The organism is Variovorax sp. 3319 (genome assembly GCF_031456585.1).
Lineage (GTDB): Bacteria > Pseudomonadota > Gammaproteobacteria > Burkholderiales > Burkholderiaceae_C > Variovorax > Variovorax paradoxus_P.
The window spans coordinates 1-18,854 of sequence record NZ_JAVDUZ010000009.1 but is presented as its reverse complement, the minus strand read 5'-3'; the positions used below and the strand labels follow the sequence as shown (position 1 = coordinate 18,854).

Here is an 18,854-nt window from a genome sequence, read left to right as displayed (position 1 = left end):
CTTCGCAGCGCCGGTCAGCGACGATACGGAGGGCACAAAACGATTGCGACTGCAGACACTGCGCCCATGAAAGCCCCGCGCACCTCTTCGCCCCTGCTTCCCTTTGCCATGCTCGTGCTGACGCTCGTCCTGGCGGCGCTCGACCAGACCATTCTTTCGACCGCGGTGCCGGTCATTTCGCGCGAGCTGCCGGGCGGCTGGCCGCTGGCATGGGTGTTCTCGGCCTACCTGCTGGCCGCGACGGTGGTCATTGCGCTGTACGGGCGCCTGGCCGACGTGCTGGGCAAAAAGCCGATGCTGCTGCTGGCAATCGGCCTGTTCCTGGCCGGGTCGCTGGCCTGCGGGGCAAGCCAGAACGTGCAGCAACTGGTGCTTGCACGGGCGCTGCAAGGCGCGGGCGGCGGCGGCTTGATGACGCTGGCCATGCTCACGGTTCCCGACCTGTTCGCGCCCGAGCAGCGCGGGCGCTACCAGGCGCTGCTCGGCGCGGCTTATGGTGTTTCGACCATGTTCGGGCCGCTGATGGGCGGCGCACTGGTGGAGCACCTGTCGTGGCATTGGGCTTTCTGGATGAATGTTCCGCCGGCGGCGCTGGCCTGGGGGGTGCTGGCATCGACCCTGCCATCGAAACCGGGCACCCCAACCGCCGCACAAGCGCCGGCCACGCAAGGGCGGCAGCGCATGGCCATCGACTGGCTTGGCGCGGCGCTGCTCACCGCGGCTCTTGTTCTGCTTTTGCTGGCCACCCAGCATGGCCAGCTGCACCTGCCCGAGCAGGTTTCGCTATGGCTTCTGCTGGCGCTGGGCGCCACATTCACGCTGGGTTTTCTGTGGCGGCAGAAGCGAGCCGCGCACCCCTTGCTGCCGCTTTCGCTGTTCGCTCGCCCGGCCTACGCGGCGGTCAGCCTCATCGGAACCGCGACGGGCGTTGCGCTCTACGCCGCAGTGGTGTTCTTGCCGCAGTACCTGCAGATTGGCTTGCACCTTTCGCCCACCGGTTCCGCCTGGCATCTGCTGCCGTTGATGGCCGGCATTACCCTGGCGGCCATCACCAGCGGCAAGCTGTTGCGCGCACAGAGGCCTGCCGCTTCAATAGCGCGCGCGGCCTGCTTGCTCATGCTGCTGTCCTTCGGCCTGATGGCGGGCGTGCTGCAATGGCTGCCCGCAAGGCCGCTGGCACTTTCGGCCGCGCTGCTGCCGCTCGGACTCGGGCTCGGGCTGCTCTTTCCGATCGTCACTGTGGTGGCACAGCGCGTATCGCCTGCTCAGCACATGGGCATTGCCACGGCGGCACCCATCATGCTGCGCAGCCTGGGCGGCGCGGCCGGCGTGGCCCTGCTGGCGGCGCTGCTGGTGCATCTGATGAAGCGCGAACTTGCCACAACATTGGCGCACGTTGCGCCGGCCGGTGCGGTAACGGCGGCGCTGGCACACGGGCTGCAATCGGTATTCGGTTGCGCCGCCGCGGCCGTGCTTCTTGCGCTGGTTGCTACAAACTGGCTGATGAAGAAGCAACCGCGCGAAGGGCTGGCGAAAGCCGGTGCTCTCGAAGCCACCTCTTGAAGGCAGCCCTGATCGGGCGCCGATCATCAGCGCAGCGGACGTTCCACCTCTACCGGCGCAACACGCGCGCGGTGTGCCGCGCAATCACCGCCTCTTCGTCGGTCTTGAACACCCAGGCGCTCACGGGGCTCGCGGGCGTAGTCAGCTGCGTTGCGCCTTTCGCGTTGGCTGCCGCATCGAACTCCATGCCCAGCCAGCCGCATTCTTCAAGAACACGCTCGCGCAACGCGGCGCCGTTTTCGCCGATGCCTCCGGTGAAGATAATTGCGTCGACACCGCGCAGCGCCGCGGCAAGGCTGCCCATGTGCTGAAGTACCTGTTCCACAAAGTGCGCGATGGCCTCTGCAGCCGCTGGCACCTTCGAAGCTTCAAGCTCGCGCATATCGCTTGAAACACCCGAAAGCCCCAGCAAGCCCGATTCGCGGAACAGCAGCTTTTCGACCTGGTCCGCAGACATGCCGCGCGAGCGCATCAGGTACAGCACCACGGCCGCGTCGAGCCGGCCGCAGCGCGTGCCCATGGTGAGGCCGTCGAGCGGAGAAAAACTCATCGTCGTTGCGACCGAGCGACCCCGCGCCATGGCGCACATCGAGGCCCCGTTGCCCAGGTGCGCGACGATCACGCGTTGCTGCGCAAGGTGCGGCGCATGCTCGGCAAACTGCGCCACGATCGATTCATAAGACAGCCCGTGAAAACCGTAGCGGCGCACGCCCGCATCGTGCAGCGCGCGCGGCAGTGCAAAGCGGCGGTTCACATCGGGCTGCGTGGCGTGAAAGGCGGTGTCGAAGCACAGCACCTGCGGCACGCCGCTGAAGGCCTGCATTGCGGCGCGCACGCCTGCAAGGTTGTGCGGCTGGTGCAGCGGCGCCAGCGGCTCCAGCGCGGCCAGTTCTGCAAGCACGGCCTCATTGGCGCGCACCGGCTCCATGAAGCTGCCGCCGCCGTGCACGATGCGATGGCCCACCGCGGCAATGCGGCTGGCATCGTGCTGCTTGGCGTGCCACTCCAGCAGCGCGGCCAGCGCGCCCTGGTGCGAAGCCTGGTCTCCTTCGAGCGCGGCATCGTGCAGCATGCCGCCGCTTGCATCGTGCACCCGCAGCCTGGGCTTGAGGCCCGCGCCAAGGCCATCGGCCTGGCCAGACCAGCGCGCAGCCGGCAGCGAGCCGCCGCCCTCGGCCGCGTCGAACAGCGCGACCTTGATCGATGACGAGCCGGCATTCAGCGTAAGCAGCGAATCGGTCATGAAAAGAGTGTTGAAGCGGGCCCGTTGCCTCGAAAGATCGTACAAGAAAGCCCTACGGCCTTGCAGGGGCGGGGTAGGTCTGCTGGATGAGCATGCGCAGGGTATCGGCAACGCCATGCCTGCCGCCGCGTCGCCACGCCAGGTGAAGCTCGACGTCGAAGCCGCCCGCATCTTGCAGCGGCCTGAACACCACGCCGGCATAGCGCAGCCTGTGCGCGGAGTGCGGCACCACCGCCACGCCCACACCCGCGTCTACCAGCGACAGTATCGAATGGGTGTGGCTCAGCGTTTGCACCACCTCGGGCGCAACGCCTTCGGCACGCAGCCGCCCGGCCACCAGCTCATAAAGGTAGCGCGACTCGGAGGGGCAGAACTCGATGAAGGGCTGCCCCTCCAGCGCGCCGAGCGGAACCGTTTCAAGCTGCGCCAGCCGGTGCTCCGCGGGTATTGCCAGCACAAAGGGCTCACGGAATATCGGGGCCGATTCGGTAAAGGCCCGCGGCGCGAAGGGCCGCACGATGCCCAGCTCGATGCGGTCGGCGCCAATCGCTTCGATCTGGTCGGCGGTCTGCATTTCGCGCAGCATCACTTGCACGTCAGGCAACCGGGCTCGCACAGCCGCCAGCAGTTGCGGGAGCATGGTGAAGCTTGCCGCCGGAATGAACCCCATGGTCACGCTGCCGGCATCGGCGCGCATGGCGCGGCGCGCGGCGAGGGTAGCGGCCTGGCTGCGGCGCAAGATGTCTTCGGCCTCTCGCAGAAACACCTCGCCGGCGGGCGTGAGCCGCACGCTGCCGCCCGCACGTTCGAGCAGCAGCACGCCCACTTCATGCTCCAGCAGCTGGATCTGCCGCGTGAGCGGCGGCTGCGTCATGTTCAGCGATGCGGCGGCGCGGCCGAAATGCAGTTCGGTGGCAACGGCCACAAAGCAGCGGAGTTGGGTGAGCTGAAACACGATTCAAATCTTGAATGGCGGCATCCCATGTATGGATTGGACGCTGTTGCCGGTGGCTCCTAGAGTAGCCGTTCTCCGCGCTTCATCCATTTCCAATCCTGTATTCGACATGAGTTCTTTCCAAGGCCGCGCGTTGCGCGATGCACTCAACGGCATCTCCGGCATTCTGGTGACGCCCTTCGACGCCGACGACGCAATCAGCGTTGCGCCGCTCAAGCCGGTGGTCGACCGCGCCGTGCAGGCCGGTGTGCATGTGCTGGTTGCCAATGGCAACACCAGCGAGTTCTACGGCCTTCAGGCGCACGAGGCCGAGCGCATGGTGCATGCCGCAGCCGAATGCGTAGCGGGTCGCGTGCCCCTGCTGGCCGGCGTGGGCCGCAGCGTTCACGAGGCCTGCGCCCTGGCCCGCGCATCGCGCCAGGCCGGTGCCGATGCGCTCATGGTGCACCAGCCGCCCGACCCCTTCGTTGCGCCGCGCGGCGTGGTGGCGTACCTCCGAAAGATTGCGGACGCGGCCGACGGCTTGCCGATGGTGCTGTACCTGCGCAACGAGAACATCGGCCTGGCCGCCATCGAGGAGCTGTGCCGCATACCCGAGATCGTGGGCGTGAAGTGGGCCTCGCCCACGCCGCTGGTGCTGGCCGAGGCCATGCGCCGCACTGCCGACCGCCAACTGGCGTGGGTGGGCGGCCTGGCCGAAGTGTGGGCGCCGCCGTTCTACGCCGTGGGTGCGCGCGGGTTTACGTCGGGCCTCATCAACGTGCTGCCGGAGCGCTCGGTGGCCATCTACAACGCGCTCGAAGCCGCCGACCATGCGCTGGCCATGCGCCTCATCGGCGAGATGCTGCCCTTCGAAGAGCTTCGCGCCCAAGAGAACAACGGCACCAACGTAACGGTGGTGAAGACCGCGCTGCAGCTGATGGGCAACGACTGCGGCGCCACGCGCCCGCCTTCGGCCTGGCCGTTGACGGACCACCAGCACCGGCAGCTGCATGCGCTCATGTCGGGCTGGAATTTGTTGCGCTGATCTTCTCGTGCCAACGCAGGGCTTGCCGTTGCCGCCCTCCTCCTTTTCTTTCTCCATAACTATTAAGGACAAACCAATGAACCACCGCCGATCGCTCCTGGCACTTGCCATGCTTCTTCCGCTCTGCGGCGCCGCCAGCGCGCAGAACTTTCCTGCGCGGCCCATCACCATCGTGGTGGGCTCCAGCGCCGGCAGCGCCACCGACGGATTGGCGCGCGCCATCGGGCTGGAGCTGACCAAGGAAACGGGCCAGCCCGTGATCGTCGACAACCGGGCCGGCGCCTTCGGCGGCATTGCGGCGCAGTTTGTCGCGCGGGCCCAGCCCGACGGCTACACGGTGTTCATGACCACCAACACCACGCAATCGGCCAACCCGCACCTGCAGAAAAAGCTTTCGTACGACCCGATCAAGGACTTCGCGCCGGTGTCGCTGTTGACCAAGGGCTACCAGCTGCTGGTGGTCAATCCGCAGGTCAAGGCCAACAACGTGGCCGAGCTGATTGCCGCCGCCAAGGCCGCGCCGGGCAAGCTCAACTACGGCTCGGGCAGTTCGTCGGCGCAGGTGGCCACCGAGCTGTTCCAGCAGATGACGGGCACCCGCTTCAACTACGTGCCCTACAAGGCCAACCCGCCGGCAGTGCTCGACCTGGTCGCGGGCCAAACCGAGCTGATGATTGCCGACCTTGCCACCACCCTGCCCCACGTCAAGGCGGGCAAACTGCGCGCGCTGGGCGTAAGCAGCCCCAAGCGCCTGCCACTGGTACAGGGCGTTCCTGCCATTGCCGAATCATTGCCGGGCTATGAGTTCGGCTACTGGAACGCGCTCTATGCACCTGCCGGCACACCGGCGCCGGTGGTGCAGCGGTTGAACGCGCTCATGCACCGTGCCATCCAGACGCCTGCGGTGCAAAAGCTGGTCGAGCAAGCCGGCATGGAGGCCGCGCTTTCCACACCCGAAGAGCTCGCCCGGTTCCAGTTGGCCGAACTGAACCGCTGGGGGCAGATCATCAAGACCGCGGGCATTGCCGCGGAATAAGCAGCGCTACCTGCTCAGGCCGGTTGCTCGTGCAGCGGGCCTGTGTACTCGCCGCGCGCCGGGTAGTCGTTCTTGATGACGAAATCCAGCGCCTGAACCATCTCCGCAAAGTTGGGGCGCACAAAGGGCATCGACTGCACGGAGAGGTAGTAAACGGTGTTGTCGGGCCTGACGAGAAACAAGCCCGGCTCCGAAAAAAGCGCCGGCTCCTCGATGCCGATGGACGTCTTGCCGCGAGACGCCGAAACGTACAGGCCCCACTCCCTGGCCTTTGCGAGCGAAAGCCCGTAGCCGATCCGCAAGTTGGCCGCGCCGATCTTCTCGGCCATGGCGCGTGCGCGTTCTTCGCCGTCCGAGCTGATGGCAATGGTGCTGACGCCGCGCTCGGCAAATGAGGGCGTCAGCCGCTCAAGCTCTTTCAGGTAGGTGGCGCAAATCGGGCAATGCAGGCCCCGGTAGAAGCACAGCAGTGTCATTCGTTCGGGTGCTTCGTCGGCCAGGCGAAAGGTGCCGGCCGCAAGGGTATCGACCACGAGTTCCGGGGCTTGTTGGCGTGGCATCAGCATGTGGGTGTTCCTTTGAGGTGGTTGCAAACGAGGCTCGAAGATCGCATGCTTGCGATCATGAAGAGTCCAGATTCCATGATTCAAAGTCCAAATCTCACCAAGGCGGACAGGCTTGCCGCGTTCATCGAGGTGTTCAAGCTGCGGGTTGCCGTGCTTGCCGAGCCTCATTCCCCCGGGCCGGTGTTGCTGCTTGCGGGAGCGGATGGCAAGGCCGATGCGAGGGTGGTCTTTCGGTTGCACGGCTCCAGCGCGCTGCCGGCCGATGTGCGCGTTGCGGCGCATGTCGATTTCGACAACGACACCAATCCCCTGATGAGCGCCATGCCCGACGAAATATCGGTGCCCTTGAACGAATCACTCGCACTGGAGGCCACTGCCAAGGCATTTCTCCTGGAGGCGACCGAAAGCCGGTGCGGCCGCAGCGCCGCGCTGAACCGCTTGGCCGAAGTGCTCATGCTGATGGTGCTGAGGAGCGCGATAGACACCGGTGCGCAGAAGCCGGGCTTGCTTGCGGGGCTTGCGCACCCCGCGTTGCATCGGGCGCTGGTGTCGATTCACGAGGCGCCGTCGCGGCAATGGACGGTGGACGACCTGGCGGACCGAACGGCCATGTCCAGGAGTGCATTCATGTCCGCGTTTCGCGCAACGGTGGGAATGACGCCGATGGCCTACCTGGGCTCCTGGCGGCTTACGCTGGCGCGCCGGCATCTCGCGGCCGGAGAAGCCGTCAAGCTGACGGCGCGGCGAGCCGGCTTTGGCAGCGCCGCAGCTTTTTCAAGGGCGTTCTCCAGGGCCTATGGGCATGCGCCGGCGGAGTTGAAGCGTGCCGCCGCCGCTTGACAATGCCGCCGCATCCGCTCAATACTCAACCCGATGGTTAACTATTGAACGAAAGGACACCGCGCATGAAATACCAGGGAAGCTGCCACTGCGGCCGCATCAAGTTCGAGGCCGAGGGCGAGATCGCGTCGGCCATGTCGTGCAATTGCTCCATGTGCCAGCGCAAGGGCACGCTGATGTGGTTTGTGCCGCGCGGCAACATGCAATTGCTCACGCCCGAAGAAGACACGAGCGTCTACCTTTTCAACAAGCACGCCATCAAGCACCGCTTCTGCCCCAATTGCGGCATTCATCCCTACGGTGAAGCCAAGACGCCTTCGGGCGAAGCGATGGCGGCCATCAACATCCGCTGCATCGAAGGCATCGACCTGCAGTCGATTCCGGTCACGCAGTTCGATGGGCGGTCGATGTAGGCACCGGCCTAGGCCGCCGCGTGCTTCAACGTGAAGAGCCCGACATCGACCCGGCCCGACACAAAGCCAGCCTCGCAATAGCAAAGGTAGTACTCCCACAGCCGCTTGAACGAGGCGTCGAACCCTTGCGCTTCTATGGCCGGCCATGCCGCCAGAAAGCGGCGGCGCCATTCGGCAAGCGTGGTCGCGTAGCTGGCACCGAACGACTCGGCGCGCTCCAGCACAAGGCCGGCGCGGCTGGCTTGTGCCTCCAGCGCCTGCACCGTCGGCAGCATGCCACCCGGAAAAATGAAACGCTGGATGAAGTCGGGGCTGCGGCGGTACTGTTCGAAGTGCTGGTCCGCGATGGTAATGACCTGCACCACCGCCGTGCCGCCCGGCGCCAGGCGCCCCTGCAGCGTGTCGAAGTACACCGGCCAGTAGCGCTCGCCAACCGCCTCCAGCATTTCAATCGACACGATGCGGTCGTAGCTGCCCTGCACGTCGCGGTAGTCCTGCAGGCGCAGGTCGACTTGCGCTGACAAACCTTCTTCCTGCACGCGCTGCTGCGCATGCGCAAGCTGTTCAGCCGAAAGCGTGAGGCCCGTTACGCGCGCACCGTGCCGCTGCGCCAGCGCGAGTGCAAGGGCGCCCCAGCCGCAGCCGATTTCGAGCACCGAACTGTCGGGCGCCGGCGCAAGCAGTTCGGCAATGCGGTCGATCTTGGCCGCCTGCGCCTCTTCCAGCGATTCGTTGCCCGTTGCGTACAGCGCGCTCGAATAGATCAGGCCGGCATCGAGCCACTGGGCGTAGAAGGCATTGCCCATGTCGTAGTGAAAGGAGATGTTCTGCCGGCTGCCGCGGCGCGTGTTGGCGCGCATGCGGTGCACGGCGCGGCCGAACCATTTTGCGGGCAGCGAGGCCTCGAACACCCGGCCCCAGCCGGCCTCGTTGCGAATGCCGAATTCGAGCAGCGCCGCCAGGTCATGGCTCGACCAGTCGCCGTCGCGGTAAGACTCGGCAAGGCCGATGTCGCCGCGCAGCAGCATGCGCGCGAGCGGACGCCAGCGGTGCAGCCGGATGGCGGCATGCGGGCCTTCGGCGGCGCCGCGGCCTTCCACGCGCTGGCCATTGGGCAGTTCCACCGCAATGACGCCGCAGCGCACGCTGCGCAACAGGCGTACCAGCAGCCTGCGCAGGGGCTGGCGAATCCATGACGCCGGGGCAAGGCCCACTGGCGCGACGAGCGCAGCAGCTTCGAGGCCGCCGGAGGTGGAAGAAGATGAATTGCTCATGAGTCCTTGGTTCCAGCAATGGTGACCGGCTTGGCGGGCGCGGGCGGGCAAGAGCGAAAGCGGGCGCCCTTCATCCACAGCCGCAGCGCCTCCCAATGAATGGCGGCCACCACCTTGAAGGTCAGCAGCGGGTGCGAGAAAAAGGCCAGCGCAAGGGCCGCATCGCCCAGCGGGCGCCGCTTTGCAACGAAGTTCGCGGTGAGCACCGCGCCTTCGGTGTCGCACGCGGTAATGCTGATGCGAAGGCCCTTGCGAGTGGCCTCGGGCGGCTCCACACGAAAGTCGTAGCGCATGTCGAGATCGAGAAACGGCGACACATGAAAGTGCTTGGCGCATTGCTGCGCGATGCGGTCGCCGTGGCGCTCGGCTTCGTTCACCGGAATCAGGTAGCTGTGGCGCTGGCCGAATGTGTTGCTCACCTCGTAGAGCACGGCCTGCAGGCCGCCGTCGGGGTGGCCGCAAAAATACACGCTGAGCGGATTGAACGCATAGCCCAGGATGCGCGGCATGCTGAGCAGGTGAATGGCGCCGCCCGTGCGCAGGCCCGCGGCATCGAGCTGCCGCTCCACATAGCCGCGCAGCGCCATGCCGTCGCCCGCGCCGTAGTCGCTTTCATGCAGGCTGAACAGGTTGAAGCGGTTGAATGAAAACAACCGCAGCCTGCGCGAAAGCGCCGGCAACTCGTCGACATCGACCAGCAGCGAGAACACGCGGTAGCCCAGCCGGTGGCGCGCCGGGCGCAGCCGCTGGTGCGTTACCCGGCCGAGATAAAGGGCGGAGTCCTGCTTCAAGCAGCCTCCGCCGCAGTCGCGGGGCGCAGCTTGATGCGGCCCGATTCGTTTGGCACGCTCCAGGGCCGGCGCACGCCGCCCAGTGCCTCTGCCACCGCCAGGCCCGCCTGCAGCCCGTCTTCATGGAAGCCCGATCCGAAGTAGGCCCCGCAGAACCATGTGCGGCGCTGCCCCTGCAGCGACCAAAGCTCGTCTTGCGCACGCATGGCGGCCGAGTTGAACACCGGGTGCTCATACACCTCGCTGCCGATCAGGTGCTCGCGCGCCGGCTCGTGCACGGGGTTGAGCGTAAGAAAAAGCGGCGTGCTTTCCGGAATTCCCTGCAGCCTGTTCATCCAGTAGGTAACGCACAAAGCCCCGCCGCGGCTGCGGTCGGCCAGGTAGTTCCAGCTGGACCATACCGTGCGGCGCTGGGGCATGAGGCTCGGGTCGCTGTGCAGCACGGCGCGGTTGCGGCTGTAGCCAAAGGCGCCCAGCAGCCGCGTTTCTGCGCTGCTTGCGTCGGGCAGCAGGCGCAGCGCCTGGTCGGCGTGGGTGGCCAGCACCACGTGGTCGAAACGCCTTGGCGCCCCGCCACCTTCGGTGAGCACAAGAACGGAGTCGGCCTCGCGCCGCACCTGCACGGCTGCGGTGTCCAGCCGCAACCTGTCGCCCATGCCGTGGGTGAGCCGCTGCACATAGCGCACGCTGCCGCCCGCCACGGTGCGCCACATCGGCCGGCCGCCAAGGTTGAGCAGGTGGTGGTTTTCGCAAAAGCGCACGAAGGCCTCTGTGGGGTAGTCGCCGATGCGTGCGGCAGGGGTCGACCAGATGGCCGCCGCCATCGGGTACAGGTGGTCTTGCCTGAAGGCCTGGCCGTAGCCTCGCGCATCGAGGTAGCAATCGAGGGGCAGCAAGCCGTATTGCGCCGCATCGCCGGGGGCCTGCCGGTAAAAACGCACCAGGTCGTACAGCATCGACCAGAAGCGCGGGCTCACCAGGTTGGCGCGCTGCGCAAAGAGGCCGCCCAGGCCGCTGCCCGAATACTCGAGTGCGCCGTTGTCGAGGCTCACGGCAAACGACATCTCGGCCGCCTGGGTTGCCACGCCCAGGTGCGCAAAAAATGCCGTGAGGTTCGGGTAGGCCGATTCGTTGTACACGATGAAGCCCGTGTCGACCGGGGTTACACCCGCCCCGGTTGCAACCTGTACCGTGTTGCTGTGGCCGCCGGGCCGGTTGTCGGCCTCGTACAGGGTGACCCGGTGCCGCTGCGACAGCAGCCAGGCGGCTGAAAGCCCCGAAATGCCGCTGCCGATTACCGCAATATCGAGCGCCGGGCCGCCGGAAGCCAGGCCGGGCGGTGCGGGCGCATGGGGGGCTGCGGCAATCGTCATGGGGGCTCCGAAAAGAATGTGTGGCAACTTGTACGCATGAGTCGCCAGTTTGGATTGCCGGTGTGGATTGGCCGCATTGAAACGAACCGCTGTGATCTAATCCCGCCGGCGGTGCGTAAGAGCAGCATGAACACCGTCCGACAAACCCAGGCACCGGTCTCCTCGCGCGTCAGAGCGCGAGCGCCCTGGCTGTCGATAGTGACACTGCATCAAGGCCGGAACGCGATGCCGACAAGCGAAGAACTTAATCACCTGGCCCAGGCCGTCGCGCTCAACGGCGACAGGCAGGCCTTTGCCGCGCTTTTCAAGCATTTCGCACCACGCGTAAAGTCTTACCTCATACGGCTGGGCACCTCCGACGGGCTGGCCGAGGAACTGGCGCAAGAAGCCATGGTGAGCGTCTGGCGCAAGGCGCCGAGCTTCGACCCGGCCCGCGCCAATGTTTCGACCTGGATCTTCACCATTGCACGCAACCTGCGGGTGGACCATTTCAGGCGCATTGGCAACCGCACGGCCGAGGCGGACGAACTAGATGGCGACGACATGCCCGACACGCTCCCGCAGCCGGACGAACTCATGCTGACGCGGCAGCGCGAAGCCGGCGTGCGCGCGGCCATGGCGCAATTGCCGGACGAACAGGCGCAAGTGCTGCGCCTTTCCTTTTACGAGGAGCAACCGCATTCGCAGATTGCAAAGGCGCTGGGCCTGCCGCTCGGCACCGTCAAGTCGCGCGTGCGCCTGGCCGTTCGCCATTTGCGGCGGCTGCTCGACGGACTCGAACCATGACAACGATTCAACATCACCCAGACGACGACCTGCTGCTGGCCCATGCGGCGGGCAGCCTCGAGCGCGGCCATTCGGTGGTCGTTGCGAGCCATGTAGAAAACTGTGCCCATTGCCAGGAGCGCATGCGCGTCTTCGAAGCCGTGGGCGGCGCCATGCTGGACGAGCTGCCGGCCGCAACCATGGCACCCGATGCGCTTGCGCGCACGATGGCGGCCATCGACGCATCGCCCAAGCCTCTTGCCACGCCGGCGCAGGCACCGCACCCCGTGCTTCCGCCCGGCATGAGCTGGCCGCGCTCGCTTGCCGGGTGCCCCGCCACCCGCTGGCGCTGGCTTGGGCCGGGCATGCGCTGGAGCCGCGTGACCTTGCCCGACGATCCGGCAGCCAATGTGTTTCTGCTGCGCATCGGCGCGGGCAAGAACCTGCCGATGCACACGCACAGCGACTCCGAGCTCACGCAGGTGCTCTACGGCACCTTTCATGACGGGCGGGCCCTGTTCGGTCCGGGTGACTTCGACGAAGCGGACGGCAGCTTTCACCACCAGCCGGTGGTGCAGGCGGGCGGCGAATGCATCTGCCTTGCATCGGTGCGCGGCCGGGTGCTGTTCAACGGCGTGGTGGCACGCACCCTGGGCGCGCTGGTCGGCATGTAACCGGCCGCGTCAGCGGCTCACAGCCAATGTCACCTTGGCGGCGACTGCCGCCGAAACCGCGGTAACGAAAGTGCCCCAGCAAAGGTCCGCGATGGTCACCGTCCAGGACCAGTCTTTCAGCGTGGCCTGGTTGGTCAGGTCGTAGGTGGCGTAGGCCATGAGGCCGAGCAGCGCGCCAAGGCCGAGTGAAGTGAGCCAACGGCCGCTGCCGAGCGCAGGCGACACGGCAAACACCACCGCACCGGCAAGGTAGATCGCATAGAACGCTGCGGCCGGACCCAGCGCAAAACGCTCCAGCATCAAGTGGCCCAGCGCGGGCCGATAGAGCCTGTCGGCCATGACGGTGAGCCAGATGGCGTCGAGCACCAGAAAAACCACTGCCGACGCCGCATAGGCGATGGCAAATTGCCGGATGGACATGAACGTTTCTCTCTCTGAGTTGGTTTGGATGGAAGACCGCCGGATCACTTCAGCCGATAGACCAGTTTGCGCCCGCCGTCGACCATGGAGTCGAGCCCGAGCCATTCGCCCTGCGCCGAGTACCAGACGTCGATGGGCTGCGCCGGGCCGTCGATGCGCCAGCGCGTTGCCGCTACCTGCCGCCCGCGCACCTCGACCGTGCCGCTGCCGGCGCGGCTGACTTGCACGCTCTCGCTGCGGCCGGTCTGCGCATTGAGCAGGCGCGGCTGGCGCTGGATGGCGGGGTTCCAGTAGGCAAAGCTCATCACGCAGCCCTTGAGCGCCTGCCGGCCCGCATCGGTCACAACGGCGAGCCCGTCGCCTTCGGCTTCGGTGCGCACGCGGCTGGCCTTGCCATCGTCATCTGTGGTTGCGCTCAGTTCGCTCAGGCAGTCGCCGCGCCATTTTTCGACGGCCCGGTGGCGGTAGCGGTACACGGTAAGGCCCAGCAGCTTGACGGTAAAGCTGGCCTCGCTCACCACGCTGCGCGCGTCTTCGGTGCCGCCTATGCTGAAGCGATGCTCGCCGATGGGCTTTTCGTCCAGGAACACGCTGAAGGTCGATTCGCCGGCCGGTGCGGCTGCGGCGGGCGCAGCAGCCAATGCGATGGCAAGGTACGCCGCCGCCCGGTAGCAAGCTGGTTTTTTCATCGTGGCTCTCCGCGCGAAGGGCCGGGCAAGAAGGCATTGGTGCGCGCGATGTAGTCGCGGTAGGCCGGGCGTCGTTCGGCAATGTCTTTCTCCAGCAGGCTCACGCCGGACACCTTCAGGAGAAGCACCGTCATGAGCACTGGCGACACCGCAGCCCACGCGCCGCTCCAACTTGCTCCGGCCATGGCCATGAGCCACAACCCCCACCAGACGCAGGCCTCCCCGAAGTAGTTGGGATGCCGCGTGTAGCGCCACAGGCCGCGGTCCATCACCTGCCCCTTGTTCGCCACGTTGGCCTTGAAGCGCGCCATCTGCGCATCGCCGATGCTCTCGAATGCAATGCCGAAGACCGCCAGCGCAATGCCAATGGCATCGAGCGCATTCATCGCCACCCCCGCCGACATGCCGGCCAGGAAAGGCGCCGAGACAATCCACGCCAGCACGGCCTGCAGGCCGAACACCAGGTAGAGGCTCTTGAGCCCGAAGTTCGGTTGGTTGCGTTCGCGGATCTGGCGGTAGCGCCGGTCTTCACCGTGGCCCCAGTTGCGCCAGCTGATGAAAGCGCTGAGCCGCACTGCCCACGCGGCGGCGATCAGCAGCATGCAAAGCGCGCGCGCCGACGCTTGCGGCGGCAGCAAGAAAAAGTAGGTTCCGGCCGCGGCAAGGATGCAAAGCGACCATACGCGGTCGATCAGGCTGGCATCGCGCCGTGCCAGGCTGGCGAGCCAGGTCGCGAATGCAAGAACGGCGGTGGCCGCGAGCCCGGCCAGGGCCACGGTCATGAAACCCGGGTTCTCACCCATGGCGCAACTCCGGAACGCCGACGCCGTCGAAGCGGATCGAAAGCCGCACCAGCACCGGCACGAGCACGGCCCAGACCACCGCCAGCGTGAGCAGCGCCGGCTGTGCATGCACAAACTCGGCGCCGCCAAGCCGCACGCCCGAGGCGAAAGACAAAGGGCCGACGATGGCGCCGAGCACGCATGCCAGCCAAAGCCGCTCGCGCAGCCACCGCATCGTCACGTTCAGCGCAATGGCGAACAGCCCCCATAGCGACACCAGCCAATAAGGGGCCAGGTACGGCACGGGCTGCCCGGACGGATAGACGACGTGGCCCTGCAGCACGACCGCCGTCTCGATGACGAACCCCACAAGACAGGCCAGCGCCACGAGCCGTGCTTCGCGCGCCGGGCGGGCCGAGACGAGCAGATGCCATCCGATAGCGGCGGCAACGCAGGCGGTGCCCGCAAGCGGCCACTGGTGCGCCGCGCCCAGCACCGCCGCAAACCATGCCAGCTGAAACACCACCAGGTTCGCCAGCTGGACGGCGCGCGTGGGCCGGCTCATGCGCGGCGCTCGAACAGATAGTGGCTCACCCACCACCGTTGGCCGCTCTCATAGCCGAAGAGCTCGGCCACCGACATGAAGAAGAGCCGCCAGCGCGTCCACCACACTTCGGCGTCGGCGCCGTAGGTTCGCCTGAAGAGCGGAAACAGCATCATGCGGCGCCCGTCCATGTTGGTGAGCCACGCTTCGGCGGTGCGCTGGTAATGAGTGCCGTCCCAGCGCCATTGCTTGAGCACACGCAGGTCGTCCTGGCAGCGCAGCGCCAGGTTGTCGGACGGCATCATGCCGCCCGAGAAAAAATGGCGGCTCATCCAGTCGCTCGCGTCGCGTTCGACAAAGGCATAGGGCGCGTCGCGGTGCGCAAACACATGCATGAAGAACCGGCCTTCGGGCCGCAGCCAACGCGCCACGTTGGCAAAGGCGCGCGGCCAGTTGCGCAGGTGCTCGAACATCTCGACCGACACGATGCGGTCGAACCGGTCGGAGGTATAGAAGTCGTTGAAGTCGCGCGTAATGACGCGCACGTTGTGCAGCCCGCGGCGCGTAGCCTCCACCTCGATGTATTCGCGCTGCGACTGCGAATTGGAAAGCGCCGTGATCCGGCTCGCGGGGTAGCGCTCGGCCATCCACAGCGTGAGCGAACCCCAGCCGCAGCCAAGCTCGAGCACGTCTTGTCCGTCGCGCAGCTCCGCGCGCTCGCAGGTGGCCTCGAGCGCGGCCGTCTCGGCCTGCATCAGCGTTTTTGTGCCGTCGGGCCAGTAGCAGCTGCTGTACTTGCGGTGCTGCCCCAGCACGGCACCGAAGAAGCCGGCGGGCACTTCATAGTGCTGTTCGTTGGCTTTTTGCGGCAACAGCGCGAGCGGGGCCGATCGCATCTCCTGCAAGAAAACTTCGGTGAGGTCCGCGGTTTCTTCCGCGGCGCCGCCTTCGAGTTCGGCCAGCCTGGCCCTCAGCAGGCGCCGAATGCCCAGCCGCACGAGGGTGTCGGGCACCAGGCCCCGCTCAACGGAGCGAATGGCTGCATCAGTGGTTTGCGGCATGCGCGTGAATCCTTGTTCGCGGCGCCGAAGGGAGCCTGCCGGGGCTATACGCGGGAATCCGCCCGTTGGATCTGCAGCCCCACCCGGAAACTGAAACAATGCAGCCACCATGGACGGACTCGACCTCATCAAAACATTCCGTGAAGTGGCGTTCAGGCGCAGCTTCTCCCGTGCGGCCATTTCGCTGGGCATGTCGAAAGCCACGGTCAGCCGCTATGTGGCCGAGCTCGAAGAGCGCAGCGGCGTGCGCCTGCTCAACCGCTCCACCCGGTCGCTGAGCCTGACGGATGCGGGGCAGGTGCTGCTGGACCGCAGCACCGAACTGGTGGCCATGGCCGAAAACACGCTGAACGACCTGCAGGCCCACGGCTCGCACCCGCGCGGGCGCCTTCGCATGAGCGCGCCGCACGGGCTGATTGCGGGCTGGCTGTCCGACGTGATTGCCGAATTCATCAAGCTGTACCCTGACGTGTATGTAAGCCTGGTGTTCACCAACAGCGAGATCGACCTGATCGAGGAAGGCATCGACATTCACCTGACGGGCGGCCGCATCGACGACATGAACCTGATCGTGCGCCGGCTGGTGGCGTTCGACATGGTGGTGTGCGCAAGCCCTGCCTACTGGGCGCAACGCGGCATTCCCAAGGTGCCCGAAGACATGGCCCGACACGACGTGCTGAGCTATTCGGCAAAGCCCACCACCCACCTGCCCTTCGAAACCGGGGGCAAGCCGGTCGAGGTGCAGGTGCACAGCCGAATGGAAGCCAACGACGCGGTTGCGCTCATCGAGCTGGCACTGCGCGGCGCGGGCGTGGCCTATGTGCCCGAGCCGCTGGCGCAGTCGCACCTGGAACGAGGCGCGCTGGTGCCGGTGCTGCGCGAGCACATGCCCAAGGACCACTGGCTTTACGCCGCGTATTCGCAGCGCCGGCACAACAGCGCCGCCATGCGAGCGATGCTCGACTTTCTAGAACAGTCGATGGGCCCGGCCGGCGAGCCACCGGTCTTTCCGCCGATGCCGAGCGTGACACCCGCAGCGTGTGTACTTTCTGCTCCGCGAAAGACCGCCGTTGCGCCTGTTCCGGCTGCCGCGCCCGCACCCGCGGGCCGCAAGCAAAAGTCACCTGCCGAAGAAGAAGCACTGAACCCCTTCTTCGGGCGTTGAGCCGGGCGCAGCCGTGTTGTCTTCTTCGCTTCTCATCCGCCCTCCGACGCCGGAGGACTATGCAACCTGGAAGCCGCTATGGGACGGCTACAACGCCTTCTACAAGCGCGAGGGCCCCACGGCGCTGCCCGACGAGATCACACAGGCGACATGGCAGCGCTTCTTCGATGCCTACGAGCCGGTGCACGCGCTGGTGGCCGAGCGCGAGGGCCGGCTTGTGGGGCTGGCCCACTATCTCTTTCACCGCAGCACCACGCGCATCGAGCCGACCTGCTACCTGCAAGACCTGTTCACGCTCGAATCCGAACGGGGCCGGGGCGTGGGGCGCCAGTTGATCGAAGGTGTGTACGCGCATGTGCAACGCGTGGGCGCCCACCGCGTGTACTGGCAAACGCATGTAACCAACACCGCCGGGCGCACGCTCTATGACAAGGTGGCCTCGCACGACGGATTCATCGTGTACGGCACGCTCGTCTGAGCGGTTGAATATCGGAAAGCCGCGGCGGCCCGCGGCGGGTGCGCGTCAGTACTTGATGGTGACGCCGGCTTTCACACCGTTGTTGTTCTTGCCGTCGCTCAGCACACCGCCCGTGAGCGACACGTTGCCACCCGTGCTCGCACCCAGCGAGTAGGTTGGCCGCGGCGTGGAGGTGTCGGTGCCTATATAGGTGCCGCTGCCATCGGGCCGCTCCACGCCAATGGTCGCGCCCTTGGTATAGGCCGAGGTTTCGGTGGGACTGACGTTCGGCGCCACGTAGATGGTGCCCTTCTCGTCGCTGTCGACAGGCACCCGCACGGGCTCGGCGGCTGCGGTAGCAGCCACAAACCACGCGGCCACGCTCACGCTTGCAAAGATCAACTTGCTCATGGGCCCCATCCTGCGGGCTCGGCGGCGAACTCCCTGTAGGACGAGAGGCAGCACTGCCCGCATCGGCAGGCGATTTGTCATGGCCTGCACAAGGACGCGCGGGGACGTTTGTCTCCCCGGGAAAGGGGCGCACCGCTCATGCCCGAAAAGGCCTGAATTTTTACATTGGCTTCACGGCAAAAGAACGCTTGCGGTCCGGCATGGACACCAGGCGACGCCCTCGTTGGCAGGTCAACCGGGGGGAACAAGCCGCCAAAAGGGTAAAGCCATGAACAGAATTTTTCGAAGCCTCTGGAATCCTTCGCTCGGTGCCTGGGTTGCCACTCCTGAAATCTCGCGCGGCCGCGCCAGGGCAGTCAGCGGCAGCGACGGCGCCAGCAATAACGAGGACCGCGGTCGCACCCTGACCCGGGCCGACCTGCCCCTGCACGCCATCGCCCTGTCCGTGCTGCTGCTCGGCGCAGCCCTGGCCTTGCCCGCAGGCGCCGCCGGCGGCACCGGCGGCCAGCCCACGAGCGACACCTCCCTGCACGCCGGCAGCGGCGGCAGCGACACCCAGGGCGGCAGCGGCGGGCTCAACGACACCACCGTCAACGCCCACGGCGGCGACGGCGGCGCCTCCACCGAAACCGGCGCCAGCGCAGGCAGCAGCGCCGACATCGGCAGCTTTGCCGGCGCCACCCCCGGCTCCGGCGGCGCCGCCGGAGCCACCACCACCCTGGTGGGCCCCGGCACCTGGCAGGGCGACGCCGGTGCGGCCGGCCAATCGCAGACCGGCGACTTCGCCAACGGCAACGGCTATGGC

General features: G+C 66.5%; 22 protein-coding genes. 10 read left to right on the top strand and 12 right to left on the bottom strand.

Annotated features, from left to right (window positions below):
• The first annotated feature begins 66 nt into the window (after positions 1–66).
• On the top strand, positions 67–1,563 hold the full coding sequence (locus J2X67_RS18320; RefSeq protein WP_309955057.1) for an MFS transporter: 1,497 nt from the start codon (positions 67–69) through the stop codon (positions 1,561–1,563).
• Between the two features lie 49 nt (positions 1,564–1,612).
• Here J2X67_RS18320 and J2X67_RS18315 read toward each other — a convergent pair whose 3' ends face one another.
• Complete coding sequence (locus J2X67_RS18315) at positions 1,613–2,806, bottom strand: acetate/propionate family kinase (protein ID WP_309955055.1); 1,194 nt, start codon at positions 2,804–2,806, stop codon at positions 1,613–1,615.
• A gap of 52 nt (positions 2,807–2,858) precedes the next feature.
• On the bottom strand, positions 2,859–3,761 hold the full coding sequence (locus tag J2X67_RS18310; protein ID WP_309955053.1) for a LysR substrate-binding domain-containing protein: 903 nt from the start codon (positions 3,759–3,761) through the stop codon (positions 2,859–2,861).
• A 109-nt stretch (positions 3,762–3,870) separates the two neighbouring features.
• On the opposite strand from J2X67_RS18310, the gene J2X67_RS18305 reads away from it, so the two are divergent.
• Together J2X67_RS18305 and J2X67_RS18300 are read left to right on the top strand one after the other, a co-directional pair.
• On the top strand, positions 3,871–4,788 hold the full coding sequence (locus J2X67_RS18305) for a dihydrodipicolinate synthase family protein (RefSeq protein WP_309955051.1): 918 nt from the start codon (positions 3,871–3,873) through the stop codon (positions 4,786–4,788).
• A gap of 76 nt (positions 4,789–4,864) precedes the next feature.
• Positions 4,865–5,824, top strand: a complete 960-nt coding sequence (locus tag J2X67_RS18300; protein ID WP_309955049.1) for a tripartite tricarboxylate transporter substrate binding protein — start codon at positions 4,865–4,867, stop codon at positions 5,822–5,824.
• Positions 5,825–5,838: 14 nt separating this feature from the next.
• Here J2X67_RS18300 and J2X67_RS18295 read toward each other — a convergent pair whose 3' ends face one another.
• Complete coding sequence (locus J2X67_RS18295; RefSeq protein ID WP_309955047.1) at positions 5,839–6,390, bottom strand: peroxiredoxin-like family protein; 552 nt, start codon at positions 6,388–6,390, stop codon at positions 5,839–5,841.
• A gap of 75 nt (positions 6,391–6,465) precedes the next feature.
• Between J2X67_RS18295 and J2X67_RS18290 the strand changes: the two genes are divergently transcribed.
• Both J2X67_RS18290 and J2X67_RS18285 read left to right on the top strand, forming a co-directional pair.
• Positions 6,466–7,230 (top strand): AraC family transcriptional regulator, encoded by a 765-nt coding sequence (locus J2X67_RS18290; protein ID WP_309955045.1) that lies wholly within the window; start codon positions 6,466–6,468, stop codon positions 7,228–7,230.
• Between the two features lie 65 nt (positions 7,231–7,295).
• Complete coding sequence (locus J2X67_RS18285) at positions 7,296–7,643, top strand: GFA family protein (RefSeq protein ID WP_309955043.1); 348 nt, start codon at positions 7,296–7,298, stop codon at positions 7,641–7,643.
• Positions 7,644–7,651: 8 nt separating this feature from the next.
• On the opposite strand, the gene J2X67_RS18280 is transcribed toward J2X67_RS18285, so the two are convergent.
• From J2X67_RS18280 to J2X67_RS18270, 3 genes are read right to left on the bottom strand one after another with little or no spacing between them, the layout of a single operon-like run.
• A complete protein-coding gene (locus J2X67_RS18280) occupies positions 7,652–8,917 on the bottom strand; it encodes a cyclopropane-fatty-acyl-phospholipid synthase family protein (protein WP_309955041.1) in 1,266 nt (421 codons plus the stop codon).
• A complete protein-coding gene (locus tag J2X67_RS18275) occupies positions 8,914–9,708 on the bottom strand; it encodes a DUF1365 family protein (protein WP_309955037.1) in 795 nt (264 codons plus the stop codon). Before J2X67_RS18275 ends, J2X67_RS18280 begins: the two co-directional genes overlap by 4 nt.
• Positions 9,705–11,081 (bottom strand): NAD(P)/FAD-dependent oxidoreductase, encoded by a 1,377-nt coding sequence (locus tag J2X67_RS18270; RefSeq protein WP_309955035.1) that lies wholly within the window; start codon positions 11,079–11,081, stop codon positions 9,705–9,707. The genes J2X67_RS18275 and J2X67_RS18270 overlap by 4 nt, the downstream gene beginning before the upstream one ends.
• A 225-nt stretch (positions 11,082–11,306) precedes the next feature.
• Between J2X67_RS18270 and J2X67_RS18265 the strand changes: the two genes are divergently transcribed.
• Together J2X67_RS18265 and J2X67_RS18260 are read left to right on the top strand one after the other, a co-directional pair.
• The gene (locus J2X67_RS18265; protein WP_309955033.1) at positions 11,307–11,867 is read left to right on the top strand and encodes a sigma-70 family RNA polymerase sigma factor; all 561 of its coding nucleotides are present in this window, start codon (positions 11,307–11,309) and stop codon (positions 11,865–11,867) included.
• Positions 11,864–12,520 carry a ChrR family anti-sigma-E factor gene (locus J2X67_RS18260; protein ID WP_309955031.1) on the top strand — a complete coding sequence of 219 codons (657 nt, stop codon included), beginning with the start codon at positions 11,864–11,866 and terminating at the stop codon, positions 12,518–12,520. The genes J2X67_RS18265 and J2X67_RS18260 overlap by 4 nt, the downstream gene beginning before the upstream one ends.
• Before the next feature lie 9 nt (positions 12,521–12,529).
• Here the strand turns inward: J2X67_RS18260 and J2X67_RS18255 are convergent, their stop codons facing one another.
• From J2X67_RS18255 to J2X67_RS18235, 5 genes are read right to left on the bottom strand one after another with little or no spacing between them, the layout of a single operon-like run.
• The gene (locus J2X67_RS18255; protein ID WP_309955029.1) at positions 12,530–12,940 is read right to left on the bottom strand and encodes a DUF2177 family protein; all 411 of its coding nucleotides are present in this window, start codon (positions 12,938–12,940) and stop codon (positions 12,530–12,532) included.
• 44 nt (positions 12,941–12,984) lie between these two features.
• Entirely contained in the window at positions 12,985–13,629 is a 645-nt protein-coding gene (locus tag J2X67_RS18250) for a DUF6134 family protein (protein ID WP_309955027.1), read from the bottom strand.
• Entirely contained in the window at positions 13,626–14,432 is an 807-nt protein-coding gene (locus J2X67_RS18245; RefSeq protein ID WP_309955026.1) for a DUF1295 domain-containing protein, read from the bottom strand. The genes J2X67_RS18250 and J2X67_RS18245 overlap by 4 nt, the downstream gene beginning before the upstream one ends.
• Positions 14,425–14,976 carry a DUF2878 domain-containing protein gene (locus J2X67_RS18240; protein WP_309955024.1) on the bottom strand — a complete coding sequence of 184 codons (552 nt, stop codon included), beginning with the start codon at positions 14,974–14,976 and terminating at the stop codon, positions 14,425–14,427. Before J2X67_RS18240 ends, J2X67_RS18245 begins: the two co-directional genes overlap by 8 nt.
• A complete protein-coding gene (locus J2X67_RS18235; RefSeq protein WP_309955022.1) occupies positions 14,973–16,016 on the bottom strand; it encodes a cyclopropane-fatty-acyl-phospholipid synthase family protein in 1,044 nt (347 codons plus the stop codon). Before J2X67_RS18235 ends, J2X67_RS18240 begins: the two co-directional genes overlap by 4 nt.
• 109 nt (positions 16,017–16,125) lie before the next feature.
• On the opposite strand from J2X67_RS18235, the gene J2X67_RS18230 reads away from it, so the two are divergent.
• Both J2X67_RS18230 and J2X67_RS18225 read left to right on the top strand, forming a co-directional pair.
• A complete protein-coding gene (locus tag J2X67_RS18230; RefSeq protein WP_309955020.1) occupies positions 16,126–17,181 on the top strand; it encodes a LysR family transcriptional regulator in 1,056 nt (351 codons plus the stop codon).
• A gap of 16 nt (positions 17,182–17,197) precedes the next feature.
• Positions 17,198–17,659, top strand: a complete 462-nt coding sequence (locus J2X67_RS18225; protein WP_309955018.1) for a GNAT family N-acetyltransferase — start codon at positions 17,198–17,200, stop codon at positions 17,657–17,659.
• Between the two features lie 45 nt (positions 17,660–17,704).
• Here the strand turns inward: J2X67_RS18225 and J2X67_RS18220 are convergent, their stop codons facing one another.
• A complete protein-coding gene (locus J2X67_RS18220; RefSeq protein ID WP_309955017.1) occupies positions 17,705–18,049 on the bottom strand; it encodes a hypothetical protein in 345 nt (114 codons plus the stop codon).
• 268 nt (positions 18,050–18,317) lie between these two features.
• Between J2X67_RS18220 and J2X67_RS18215 the strand changes: the two genes are divergently transcribed.
• Positions 18,318–18,854, top strand: a 537-nt coding sequence (locus J2X67_RS18215; RefSeq protein WP_309955016.1) for an ESPR domain-containing protein, incomplete at its 3' end; no start/stop codon positions are given.

Bases quoted from the DNA above. Each gene is read 5' to 3' on its own strand.
- J2X67_RS18290 (WP_309955045.1), top strand. From the start codon at position 6,466: ATGATTCAAAGTCCAAATCTCACCAAGGCGGACAGGCTTGCCGCGTTC.
- J2X67_RS18320 (WP_309955057.1), top strand. From the start codon at position 67: ATGAAAGCCCCGCGCACCTCTTCGCCCCTGCTTCCCTTTGCCATGCTC.
- J2X67_RS18270 (WP_309955035.1), bottom strand. From the start codon at position 11,081: ATGACGATTGCCGCAGCCCCCCATGCGCCCGCACCGCCCGGCCTGGCT.
- J2X67_RS18260 (WP_309955031.1), top strand. From the start codon at position 11,864: ATGACAACGATTCAACATCACCCAGACGACGACCTGCTGCTGGCCCAT.
- J2X67_RS18250 (WP_309955027.1), bottom strand. From the start codon at position 13,629: ATGAAAAAACCAGCTTGCTACCGGGCGGCGGCGTACCTTGCCATCGCA.
- J2X67_RS18245 (WP_309955026.1), bottom strand. From the start codon at position 14,432: ATGGGTGAGAACCCGGGTTTCATGACCGTGGCCCTGGCCGGGCTCGCG.
- J2X67_RS18305 (WP_309955051.1), top strand. From the start codon at position 3,871: ATGAGTTCTTTCCAAGGCCGCGCGTTGCGCGATGCACTCAACGGCATC.
- J2X67_RS18235 (WP_309955022.1), bottom strand. From the start codon at position 16,016: ATGCCGCAAACCACTGATGCAGCCATTCGCTCCGTTGAGCGGGGCCTG.
- J2X67_RS18285 (WP_309955043.1), top strand. From the start codon at position 7,296: ATGAAATACCAGGGAAGCTGCCACTGCGGCCGCATCAAGTTCGAGGCC.
- J2X67_RS18280 (WP_309955041.1), bottom strand. From the start codon at position 8,917: ATGAGCAATTCATCTTCTTCCACCTCCGGCGGCCTCGAAGCTGCTGCG.
- J2X67_RS18255 (WP_309955029.1), bottom strand. From the start codon at position 12,940: ATGTCCATCCGGCAATTTGCCATCGCCTATGCGGCGTCGGCAGTGGTT.
- J2X67_RS18295 (WP_309955047.1), bottom strand. From the start codon at position 6,390: ATGCTGATGCCACGCCAACAAGCCCCGGAACTCGTGGTCGATACCCTT.
- J2X67_RS18220 (WP_309955017.1), bottom strand. From the start codon at position 18,049: ATGAGCAAGTTGATCTTTGCAAGCGTGAGCGTGGCCGCGTGGTTTGTG.
- J2X67_RS18315 (WP_309955055.1), bottom strand. From the start codon at position 2,806: ATGACCGATTCGCTGCTTACGCTGAATGCCGGCTCGTCATCGATCAAG.
- J2X67_RS18240 (WP_309955024.1), bottom strand. From the start codon at position 14,976: ATGAGCCGGCCCACGCGCGCCGTCCAGCTGGCGAACCTGGTGGTGTTT.
- J2X67_RS18300 (WP_309955049.1), top strand. From the start codon at position 4,865: ATGAACCACCGCCGATCGCTCCTGGCACTTGCCATGCTTCTTCCGCTC.
- J2X67_RS18265 (WP_309955033.1), top strand. From the start codon at position 11,307: ATGCCGACAAGCGAAGAACTTAATCACCTGGCCCAGGCCGTCGCGCTC.
- J2X67_RS18230 (WP_309955020.1), top strand. From the start codon at position 16,126: ATGGACGGACTCGACCTCATCAAAACATTCCGTGAAGTGGCGTTCAGG.